8 protein-coding genes are annotated in these 11,517 nt (G+C 55.4%); 5 read left to right on the forward strand and 3 right to left on the reverse strand.

From position 1 onward, the window contains the following. The 3 genes from HBO23_RS03610 to HBO23_RS03620 form a co-directional block, all read left to right on the forward strand. The coding region (locus HBO23_RS03610) for a TnsA endonuclease N-terminal domain-containing protein (RefSeq protein ID WP_262378157.1) at window positions 1-951 on the forward strand (951 nt) is incomplete at its 5' end. A 1-nt stretch (window position 952) separates the two neighbouring features. After that, window positions 953-3,142, forward strand: a complete 2,190-nt coding sequence (locus HBO23_RS03615; protein WP_170036536.1) for a Mu transposase C-terminal domain-containing protein — start codon at window positions 953-955, stop codon at window positions 3,140-3,142. Next, window positions 3,139-4,605: an ATP-binding protein gene (locus tag HBO23_RS03620; RefSeq protein WP_170036538.1), complete on the forward strand. Its 1,467-nt coding sequence runs from the start codon at window positions 3,139-3,141 to the stop codon at window positions 4,603-4,605. Before HBO23_RS03615 ends, HBO23_RS03620 begins: the two co-directional genes overlap by 4 nt. 1,870 nt (window positions 4,606-6,475) lie before the next feature. On the opposite strand, the gene HBO23_RS03630 is transcribed toward HBO23_RS03620, so the two are convergent. Continuing rightward, window positions 6,476-7,402, reverse strand: a complete 927-nt coding sequence (locus HBO23_RS03630) for a universal stress protein (protein WP_170037012.1) — start codon at window positions 7,400-7,402, stop codon at window positions 6,476-6,478. Window positions 7,403-7,680: 278 nt separating this feature from the next. On the opposite strand from HBO23_RS03630, the gene HBO23_RS03635 reads away from it, so the two are divergent. Together HBO23_RS03635 and HBO23_RS03640 are read left to right on the forward strand one after the other, a co-directional pair. Then, complete coding sequence (locus HBO23_RS03635) at window positions 7,681-8,919, forward strand: DUF4010 domain-containing protein (RefSeq protein ID WP_170036542.1); 1,239 nt, start codon at window positions 7,681-7,683, stop codon at window positions 8,917-8,919. A gap of 103 nt (window positions 8,920-9,022) precedes the next feature. Further along, window positions 9,023-9,946, forward strand: coding sequence for a universal stress protein (locus HBO23_RS03640; protein ID WP_170036544.1), 924 nt, complete (start codon window positions 9,023-9,025; stop codon window positions 9,944-9,946). A gap of 58 nt (window positions 9,947-10,004) precedes the next feature. Here the strand turns inward: HBO23_RS03640 and HBO23_RS03645 are convergent, their stop codons facing one another. Then, complete coding sequence (locus tag HBO23_RS03645) at window positions 10,005-10,568, reverse strand: GNAT family N-acetyltransferase (RefSeq protein WP_170036546.1); 564 nt, start codon at window positions 10,566-10,568, stop codon at window positions 10,005-10,007. 120 nt (window positions 10,569-10,688) lie between these two features. Further along, window positions 10,689-11,432, reverse strand: a complete 744-nt coding sequence (gene fnr, locus HBO23_RS03650) for a fumarate/nitrate reduction transcriptional regulator Fnr (RefSeq protein ID WP_170036548.1) — start codon at window positions 11,430-11,432, stop codon at window positions 10,689-10,691. Window positions 11,433-11,517: the final 85 nt, after the last annotated feature.

An 11,517-nucleotide genomic window follows, 5' to 3' on the forward strand; every position in this document is an offset into this window, starting at 1 on the left:
CCGAAAAAAAGCCGAGGAACAAGCCGCATCGTGACCGATGCGATTACAATCCAGAACCCGCGCAACCGGGGTGGAAGCACCGGTCACGTATTAGCGAAACGCTCGGTCACGTTCACCGAAATCCGCATTGATCGGCATATCGAAAAAGGCTTTGGGCAAGGAAGTCACGAGCTCTATTTGCCGTGGTTGCGTGTGCAAGACGTTCCATCACATGGTCGGTCGCGCAAGGTTCATGGAGTAAAGGTTGATCGGCTTCATCACCTACTGTCTGATCTTGAATACGGGTATTTGCTCGTAGCCGAGTTTTCCTCTGAGGTGGTGGATATTCGGGAGCAATTTCCCATCCTTCCGCAATCGGCGGTTCAGTCGATTGCCCATGCTTTGAATATTCTCTATCCCGTTTATCCAGGCACCAAAGTGCCTTTCGTGATGACGACGGATTTTCTGCTGACCATCAAGCAGCCAGATGGAAGCACGCGCTTAGCGGCTCGTACGCTCAAATACACCGAGTCGCTTAAGGCAGACAAAGGACTTGAACGCACCCTGGAAAAGTTTGAGATCGAACGAGCCTATTGGTCCGGTCAAGGGGTGGACTGGAACATCGTTACCGAGAAAGACCTCCCTGCCACTCTGATCCAGAACCTTGACTGGTTACGTAAATCAGCGACCCTCCAACGACATCTTCAACAACGTCCACTGATCGAGTCGTTTCTAGAGGAGATCACTCGTGTGCGTGAGTATCCATGGCCACTTGACCGTGTGTTGCGCCATATAGCGGGCGCATTGTTCATCCCCTACACCGACACCAAGGCCATGTTCATGCATCTGGTTTGGCACAAAAACATCCTCTTGGAGCTGGCAGCGGAACGGCTTTCAATGAAGAGCTCGTTGCCTCAAATCGAAGTCGTATGGCCCTCCAGCGATAATGGCCACGAACTGAAGGTCGGTTGATATGGCATATCTCAGTAAGAATGATGTCCTTGAGGCAGTAACCGAACCCAAGCTATTGAAGGGTTTAGTGAGGGTTCTATGGGTTGATAAGCGCAGCGATCAGACTGTGCTGATGACGATTGAACGCTCACCCAAGCGGCCATGGATCATGCAGCTATCTGAGCTGAAAAGCTGGTTAAGCTCAGGCGATATCAAGTTTTTATCGGTTACTCCTCCAACCTACATGTTGAAGGCGGAGGGAGACCTTTCTGATAAAGAGAAGGCATTCCGGGATAACAACTGGGCCCGTATTCAATCGCTTGTCGACACTGACCCTCCAGACGCTATTTTCCAGCCAGATGCTCTTGGTCAAATGGTCGCTGATCAGGCGCGCAAACTTGGGCTGCCGAACAAATCGTTGTATCGCTTGCTGTACCGATATTGGATGGGGGGGCAAGTACGTAACTCACTGCTTCCAGATAGGGTTAACGCGGGAGGGCCAGGCAAACCTAAAAACTACCCAAACGGCCTTAAACCGGGACGTTCGACGATGTTTCAGGGGGTCAAATCCTCTACTCAATCGAAGGTACTGAGTGATACGGATAAAAACTGTATCAAGACTGGGTTTGCATTATTTGCCAAGGGATCTGTAGGGACCATCGCAGATGCTTACGTCAAAATGCTTCGGCGTTTTTATACGATTAAACCGATGCTGGGTGACGCAGGGGACGATGCGCCTTTGCTTCCTGCCAGCGAGCTACCCACGGCCAGACAGTTTGCCTACTGGGGTAACAAAGCTTTCGATGACATTGCAGTTCTGAGAGGTCGCAGTGGTGAGCGCAATTGGCAAAAAGACCATCGCCCGCTGAGCGGTACTGTTCGGGAGAACCTGCGTGGGCCAGGCCATTTATTTGAAATCGACGCCACCATTGCAGATGTCTATCTCGTCAGTCGTTACAACAGAAATTGGATTATTGGCCGTCCAGTTGTTTACGTCGTTATCGATACTTTTTCGGGAATGATCGTAGGAGTATTTGTTGGCTTGGAGGGACCAAGCTGGAATGGTGCCCGACAAGCGCTTTACAACGCGTTTACCTCAAAAGTAGAGTTCTGTGCTGCCAACGGCGTTGAAATTGAAGATGCCGATTGGCCTTGTCATCACCTACCGCACGAAGTTTTCGCGGATCGTGGTGAGATGCTTGGACAAGCTGCTGAGGGGCTTGCCTCCGGCTTGCGTATTAATTTGGGTATCGCGCCTCCCTATCGTCCAGATTGGAAAGCGATCGTGGAAAGCTCATTCAAAGTGCTGAATACCACGACGCAAATTCACTGGATTCCAGGAGCTGTGCGCAAGCGAATTCTAGAGAGGGGTGAGCGTGACTACCGACTCGATGCCACGCTGAATCTAGCCGAATTTACGAAGATCGTCATTGAGGGAATCCTTCACTACAACAGCCAGAATCGACAGCCAGCTCGACTCGATAAAGAGATGATTGCTGATCAGGTCGAGCCAACCCCTATGGGAATATGGGACTGGGCGCTCAAGAATGATCGAATCGAGGCCAATACTCAGACGGAAGAGCTGATTTATCTGCACTTACTACCTCGAGATAATGGCTCAATTCAGAAAGGTGGGATTAAGTTCAAGGGGATGTTTTACGTCTGCGACTGGGCTATTGAACAGAACTGGTTTGCACGTGCTCGGCATCGTGGTGTCAGCAGGATTGTCTGTTGGTATGACCCAAATAGTACTCAACATATCTGGATTCAAGGCCCAGACAGGCACTTCATTCGTTGTGATCTCCGAAACTCTGAGGTGCGTTATCACGGCGTCCGGTTCGAGGAAGTAATCGACATGTTGGAGGTTCTCAAACAAGAGTCTCCTGAGAGCAAATACAGCAAACTGGCGAGTCGTGTCGCGCTGGACGCAACAATTTCGGACGTTGTGTCGAATGCTGTGAAGGAGAAAAAATTGACGATGGAGCCGGGCTCTAAATCGCAGAAGCTCGGTGATATTCGAACCAACAGGTCCCACGAACGCATGCAGGAGCGCTCGGAGTCAGTAACGCCTGAAGACTTGAGAGCCGCAAGTTCAAATCAGAATACCCAAGCCTCGAACACTGGGGTTGGCGTCGCTGAAAATTACGCAGGCACCCGTGGTGCTGAGGTAATTGATCTGCTCAGTCGGTTCCGCCCGGGAGGTAGCAAATGAATCGGAGTGTCCAGAATTTCGCGAAGTACCATGAGTCTCCTGTTCTGGAGTTTCAAGGTAATCCGTTGATTGAGGCGTTACCTCCAATCCTTTCCGAGAGTGACGCTGCATCGCTGATCTCGCATTTTCCTCCGGTGGTCGACGAAGAGCGACAGCACGACAAGTCGGTCAGGCTCCATTGCATTGATCGCCTGCGTACCGTTGTTCAGCCACTTCCGATCCATCTTGAGCTCGAATCAGCATTTTCTTCGCTGCTGCGAAGTGGATATGTAGGGCGCAACCCAATGTCTACAGCCACTGTTAGACACTTGCACTCGCTGTCAGCACCAGGCGGTTCAGACGGGTTTCGTTCAACGGCAACCACCTTCAGTCTTGTAGGGTTGAGCGGAATCGGGAAATCCACCGCTCTTGAGTCAATTCTTCGGCTGTATCCGCAAACGATCGTTCATCAGCGCTATGAAGGGCGTTCTTTTGTGCAGACGCAGATCACTTGGTTGAAGCTGGACTGCCCGTTTGATGGATCGCTTAGCGGTTTATGCCGTGCTTTTTTCCGCGCTGTTGACCAGGCGATAGGCCAAGATCGGTATGCGAACAGCTATCGTGCGCGGAATGGATTGCCTGACCTCATCCAGCGCATGGAGCAGGTTGCGAGTACCTACTTTGTCGGTGCCCTATTGATCGATGAAATTCAGCACCTACGTTCCGCGCGTACTGGCGGTAAAGACAACATGCTCAATTTCTTCGTAAACCTGATCAACTCCATTGGCATACCGGTCGTCTTCATCGGCACCAATTCGATGATTAGCCTCTTCTCTGATGTTCTGCGAAACGCGAGACGAGGATGTGGTCTCGGTGTAACCGAGTTTCAGCGATTCGAAAAAGATGATCCGGTTTGGAGAATGTTGATTGAGTCGCTATGGGAGTATCAGTGGTGTCGTGAGATCAGCCCACTGACCGATGAGTTGTTTGATGTGCTTTATGACTTGACTCAGGGGGTCACCGACTTTTTAGTGAAACTGCTGATTCTTGGGCAGCGCTTTGCGATCCAGAGCGGGGAGGAGCGCCTGACCTCCAGCACGTTCAGGCGCGTTTCTGACACCAAAATGCAAATACTCAAGCCGGCACTTTCGGCTTTGCGCAGCCGAGATCCCCGTCAGCTAGGCCGCTTTGAAGACTTGTTACCGATTGATGATCAGCTTCAAGGAATGATGACTCTGAGCGCGAACGAGGTACTTGATCGGCTGGCATTATTGCGAAGTATTACGCCTGTTCCTCGCATGGATGCTCCCTCAGCAAAAGTTTCAAGCACACCGAAAACCAAACCAGCTGGGGTGGACTCTTCAAGGTCATCAACGAAATCAGCTGTGATCGCGCAGGCTGAAGACCCGTTGCAAAAGTTAAGAGAGGAAGGCTGGTTGAACTCTGACGTGTTCGAATTCTCTGCTCTGCATCGAAAGGTGTAGTTTGTGAGGTTGAAATGGACCATGTATTTCATTTCTTTCCTGCTGCCTGCCCCGATGAAACTCTACATAGCCTTCTTTCGAGGTACGTTCGCCTATCTGGATTAGGATCTTGGGGGGCTGTGTTCGACGCAGCCCAGGGCGACGGAAGCTTTGCACGTGACCTCCCATTTCCGTGCCATTTGGTTGATCTGGTGCAGGCGTTGCCATCGGGCGCGAACCTTGACCTAGATTCAATAATCGGGCGTCACACGCTACTGCCGTACTACCAACCTTTTCTAACCGAGCATCAGCTCGCCAACGCCCAGATTCAAATGGCCTATCAGGGAGGGATTGGTCTCAAGCTCAAGCTAGGGCTCATCGCCAGCCGCTTGGAGATAACTTCAAGAACGCGCTTTTGCCCAACCTGTTTGACTAGAGATGTTAGTGACTACGGCACGGCATATTGGCATCGGGTGCACCAATTGCCAGGCGTTTGGATCTGTCCTCATGACCATAGCCCCCTAATGGTAGTAGATCATCACTGGCTAGCCAGAGGACCAAGGAAGCTCTATTTACCTCAGGATGAGGATATTCAAGCACACGCACTTCCATTGCAGGTCACCGACCGTCAACGTCGCAGTCTGCTTTCCATTTCCCAGAATTCTCTGCGTGTACTTCAAGCAAATGCTCCTACTCAATCGGCAAGCCTGGTTCGCGATAGTTTTGTGAGCGGTGCCATTGAGCTCGGATTAGCTTCAACTTCGGGTCGGCTACGACTGGACCAATTAGGACACTACCTAAGTAGCTATTTCGAATCCTTCCCCGCGAGTGGAGAGTTCCTTATATTGAGAGATGCGTTGGATAGCCTTCCAGCGTGCTGGGTAACCAAGATCCTACGCAAGCCGAGGGGAACGCATCATCCCCTCAAATATTTGATGCTTGCGAGTGCTTTCGGTCTCGACCTCTTCAGCGTTCTACGTGCCAATGGAGTGCAGTCATGCATCCCTCCGGGGTGTTTAAAAAAGGCGCCTTGCACTGAGGGGCTGCATACGAGCGTCACCAAAGAGTCGGCACGGCAATCGATACAAAGCCCGCATGTCTCAACACGAACTGAACAGGCTGTCTGGGAGAGAGCCATTACAGGATCTGGAGCTGAGGAAATAGCGGGCGAAACAAAGTTGTCAGCAGCAACAGTCTACCGCTCGATTCGAGCTGTTTCAGGAGGGTCAGAGAGGTGGAAACAGCTGAAATTCGTGAGAGTTCGCGAGACGAGACGTGAGCGGTTTGCGAGCCACTATCTGACATCCCTTGCACATGAATGCCAAGATTACAGTTGGTTGTACCGCAACGACCTGCATTGGCTTAAGGCTCATTTAGACGAGATTGACGCTCATAGGGGATGCCGGCAACCAAGTAGTCTGTTCTCTGAGCTGGATACGCTTCTCGCAGAAAAAATCATTGGGTGCGCCCGTTCAATTCGAGCACTACCGGGTAAACCAGTACGTGTCTGCAAAACTCGGATCGGCCGCGAACTCGATGCCTTATCTCGCTTTGAGAAGCAGCTGGATCGACTTCCGCTTTGTGCCTATGCATTGGCCTCAGTGTGTGAAAGTACCGAAGATTTTCATCGCCGCCGCTTGGTATGGGCAACGGAAAAGCTTGTACGACTTGGAAGGCCAATCACGCGCTCTGCAATATACAGATCAGCCTCGATCAGACCTCCAGTTGGTTGACCGTTGCGTAATTGCATGGACTTGGCCACCCATTTGTATTTCCACTGACCAGTTAATCGCATCCGTGCTGACTAACCGTTTGCATTCGATTTGACCAGCACACGCCGTAGTGACGACCGGCAGAGAACGACTCACTTTTCCTGTCTAGCGTTCGCGGGTCAATCCTCCAGCACTTCCGGCGACACGACCCAAACGCTGCAGGGCATTTTGTACAACAAATGTTCCACGGTGCTGCCCACCAATCGCCCGACGCCGCGATGGCCGATGCGGCCCATGACGATCACATCGATGCTGTAGGCATCGGCATAACTGGCCAGGACCTTGGCCGGGTTGCCCATGACCATATGGCGTTGTTCCGGCGGGATGCCGTTGCGTTCGGCTAGGTCGATGAAGGCCTGGCCCTGGGCGTCGAACAGGGTTTTGGCATTGCTGGAGGAGAAGTAGGCCGAGGCATTGTCGAAGCCGAATTCATCGGCGCCGATTGAGGACAGGTCATGGGCATAAATCACGTCAACCTGGGCGTTGCACGCGGTGGCCAGTTTCACCGCCTCGCGCAAGATCCGGTCGTTGAAGCCCTTGTACTGGCCATCGTGATGGAAGGGGTCGACCGCCGCGACGATCCTTCGCGGCAAGGCGTGTTGCACATTGCTCACAAAGTGCAGCGGCACCGGGCATTCGCGCAGCAGGTGGATGTCCAGCGGGGTGAATATCAGCCGCGAGAGCAGCGATTCGTGTTCCAGCGCTTTGATCAGCACGGCCATGGGCTGTTCTTTGAGGTGAATCAGGATTTCCTGCAACGGCTTTTCGACCCAGACCACTTCGGTGGTGACGGTCACGCCGATTTTGCGCAACGGCCGGGCTTGCTCCTCCAGCCACTGGCGATGGCGCTCGACGTAGCCCAGGCGCATCTGCTCCAGCGCTTGTTCGTTGACCATCCCGGCGGTGGCCAGGCCTTCCAGGTAATCGAAGGCGACGATGTGCAACGCCGCGCCTTCAGCCTTGGCCAGGGCGGCGGCCCTATCGAACGCGGGGCTGTTTTGCATCAGGGGTGAGGCGACCATCATGAAACGTGCTTGCTCAGACATGGAAATCTCCCTTGGGTCATCACACAAACGCTTGCTCGACATGGCTGCGTGAGGCTGTTGGCGCTGACATCTGAGGCCGATGCTGACGCTGAATGGCATGGGCGGCTTGATCTGCATCAAACAGGCGCATGACGGTATTTGCCGCGCCGACGTGTGGTCGCCGTGGCCACGAATGTTCATTGGGTTGATCATGATCAAACGATCCTTGAGCCGGTCGGTGCAGGCTGGTGTGCATCAGCCCTGCGACCCAAAGCACGGCTCACCCGGACGAAAATCCTATGAATGACACGCTCGGCATGGCGGGTGCAGCGGCTGCGCTGGGGATCGGTTTGCTCATCGGGCTTGAGCGCGAGCGGCACAAGGGCAGCGGGGACAGTCGTGCCTGCGCCGGTTTGCGCACGTTCGCGATTACGGCGTTGCTGGGTTATGTGGCGATGCAGGTCGGTGGCGCGGTGCTGTTGGGGGTCATGGCGTTCTGTGTGGCGTTGCTGGTCACCGTGGCGTACTGGCGCAGCCTGCGCGACGACCCGGGCGTGACCAGTGAAGTGGCGTTGTTCACGGTGCTGGTGTTGGGGGCCTTGTGTGGCAGCGCGCCGGAGCTGGCCATTGCGATTGGCGTGGTGATCGCCGGATTGCTGACCTACCGCGAGAAACTGCATCACTTCGCCAACAGCCAGTTGACCGAGGCCGAAATGCGCGACGGGCTGGTGTTGTTGATCGTCGCACTGGTGGTGTTGCCCCTGGCACCCGACCGTTTTATCGGCCCCTATGCCGCGATCAACCTGCGGACCATTTGCACCCTTTCCGTGTTGCTGATGGCGGTGGGGGCCTCGGGGCATGTCGCGGTTCGTACCTTGGGCACGCGATACGGCTACGCGATCAGTGCAATCGCCTCCGGGTTTGCTTCCAGCACCGTGACCATCGCTGCCATGGGGCACCTTGTCAGCGAGGAGCCCGACAACATAAAAACCCTGGCCGCCGCCGCGATCCTGTCCAATTTGGCGACGGTTATTCAGGTCGGTCTGATCCTCGGGGCGGTCGATACCGCGCTGTTGAACCAGATGTGGGGGCCGCTGGTGTGCGGTGTGGCCGCTACGGCGTTGTATGGCCTGTGCCTGATGTTTCTCAAACCGGCGACCGCTGCGCGTCAGCCGATCAAGGTCGGTGGCGCGTTCAACCTCAAACTAGCATTGGTCGTCACGTTGGCCATGACCGGCATCACCCTGGCGTCGGCGGTCATGCTGCACTTCTTCGGTGAAGTGGGGCTGATGTTGACGGCTAGCCTCACCGGTTTCGCCGACGCTCATTCTTCGACGGCGTCGATTGCCGCCCTGGCCAAATCCGGACAGTTGCCGCTCAGCGCCCTGGCCGGCCCGGCGCTGATCGCGGTTAGCAGCAACTCCGTGAGTAAATGCCTAGTGGCTTGGGTCAGCGGCGGGCGGCGGTTCGCCGCGTATGTGATTCCCGGTCAGGTCGGGCTGACGCTGGCGATGTGGGCCGGTACGTTGCTGCACTGAAACGCGTCTTGCCCTGTCACTGACAAAGATCAAGTCGACCGGCTCTGGAGCGCTCAATCTGGAGCTCTACTCATGTCCCGATGGCCGCGTGCCGAGGTGCCCCATGTCGCAAACTCAGCGTTTACTGTTAATCGCTCCCCCCGCCATGACCCGCACCCCTGCGTTCGACCGTGCGGCGGCGCTGGCACTGGTGATGAAATTGCCATTGCACATCGTGGCGTTCGATTATTCGAAGGCCCTAGCGGTGGCTGGCCTGTTTGCGCCGGAACAAATCAATCTGGCCCGGGAAGGCTATTTGCAGACCCATCGGCAATGGCTCGCGGCGCAAGCCGGGTTGATGAGTCAGCAGGGGGTCGAAGCCACCAGTGAAGTGGTGTGGGTGCAGCATCCTTATGAAGAGATCGTGCATTTCGTCAGCGAGATGTCGCTAGCGCTGATCATCAAGGATGCCCAGGAAGAATCGGCGTTGAAACGGGTGTTTTTCACGCCGCTGGACTGGCAGTTGCTGCGCGATTGTCCGGTGCCGGTGCATTTGGTGACGAACGCGCTTAACCCGCGGCCGCGCCATATGTTGGCGATTGTCGATGTGCTGCGCAGCGAAGATCAGGACCTGGTGTTCAACGACCAGATCATCGATGCCGCGGTGAAGCTGGCCGAGCAATGTGAGGCCACGCTTGAATTGGTGCATGTGTATGACTGGACGGCCGTCTACACCCAAGACATGGGCATGGGCGCGCTGCCGCTGGCCACCGGGCTTTATGAGGCGTTAGGTTCTGCGCAACACGAGGTGTTTGCCGCGCTGGCCGAACGGCATGGCGTACCGCCGGATCGTCGGCACTTTATCGAGGGGGTACCGCTGGCGGGTATCTGTGATTTTGCGGCTGAGCACCGGACTGACGTGATTGTCATGGGCACCGTGCAGAACAGCGGGCTGGATAAACGCTTGGGCACCACCGCCGAACAGCTTTTGCACCGGGCGCCGTGCAGTGTGTTGGCGCTCAAACCACGGCAGACGTTGCAATTCTGAATGACGGGTTGCAGCAGCCCGCGACGAACCGTTGGCCGGTGCGTCGCGATGCCGCGCTTCACAGGTACAGCCGATGGATGACTTGAGTGCTGTCATCGGGGTCTATGTGCGTCTCGAAACCTGAGGCTTTGGCCAGGTCGCGCATCGGCGTATTGCTCGAAGCGTCCACCGAATACATCTGGCGAAAGCCGTTCTGGCGAGCTGATTTGATCAAATGCGCTATCAACGCCGCGCCCAGCCCCAGATGCGTCCATTCATCGGCGACGGTCACGGCGATTTCACATTGATGTTCAGCGGTGGCGGCGTAGCGGCTGACGCCGATTTCGACCAGTTGCCCGTTTTCGTGCTCCAGCGCGATGTAAGCGGTGCGCTGTTTGTTATCGGTGTCCATCAACTGGTCGAGCAGGGCGGTGCCGGGTTCACTGATCTGTGACAGAAAACGCATGTGTCGGGACTCGGGAGACAGGCGCTTGATAAACGCGTATTCACGCTCGCGGTCTTTTTCCGACAGGGGCCGGATCAACACGTGCCGGCCATCCTTGAGCGCTTCGATCCAGTGCTTACCCGTGACGGCGGCATAGGCTTCAGCAGCCCGATCATTGTGGTCTTTGACGGTGAGCATGGGGTGATCCTCCATCCGGTTCGAAAGGTTGTCGCGCGTGGGGAGCCACACGGTTCATTCCTTTCTACGCCGTTGCTGGCGCATGAATCTGATGTGGATCAGACACCCGGGTGAACAGCATCAACACAGTGGGCGATGACAGCCCGCAACGAGTTGTTTGAGGCCTTCCATGTCCTGGATGTTGACGTTACGTCCCGCGATCGCCACCAGCCCCCGGTCCCGCAGGTGCGCAATGCCTCGACAGATGGTTTCCAAGCGCAGACCCAAGTAGGAGCCGATTTCCTCGCGGCGCATTTTCAGCACGAAGTCCTTGGGCGAATAACCTCGTATGTACAAACGCTGCGACAGGTTCAAGAGAAAAGCACCCAGGCGCTCATCGGAGTTCATGTTGCCGAGCATCAGCAGCATGTCGTGATCGCGGACGATTTCCCGGCTCAGTATCTTGTTCAGGTTGTGTTGCAGTGATGGCAGCTCTTGAGCGAGTTTTTCCAGGTGCGCGAAGTGGATCGGGCAGACTTCGCTGTCCTCCAGGGCAAAGGCATTGCAGGCGTGCAGATCTGTGCTGATGGCGTCCAGGCCGAGGATTTCGCCGGGCATCTGGAAACCGGTGACTTGTTCGCGGCCATCGACCGACAGCACGCTGGTTTTGAACGAGCCGATTCGCACCGCGTATAGCGAGCGCAATGGATCACCCGCGCGGTAGAGGGTGGCGCCTTTTTTGACCTTCATGCGTTGCACGATCAGCGTGTCCAGACGTTGGACCTCCGAACCGGTCAGCCCGATGGGCAGGCACAACTCCAAAACGCTGCAACTGGAACAGGCAGCCTTGAGGTGTTGAATGTGCAGTGGTCGTGTTTCCGGCATGAGAAATGACGCCAATAGGGAATGTATCCAGCATAGGTGCCAAGCATTGGGGCGCACTGTTCATTCCGGGGTTTGGCGGGTTAAT

The sequence above is a fragment of the Pseudomonas sp. WS 5532 genome (genome assembly GCF_012985445.1).
GTDB classification, from domain to species: Bacteria; Pseudomonadota; Gammaproteobacteria; order Pseudomonadales; family Pseudomonadaceae; genus Aquipseudomonas; species Aquipseudomonas edaphica.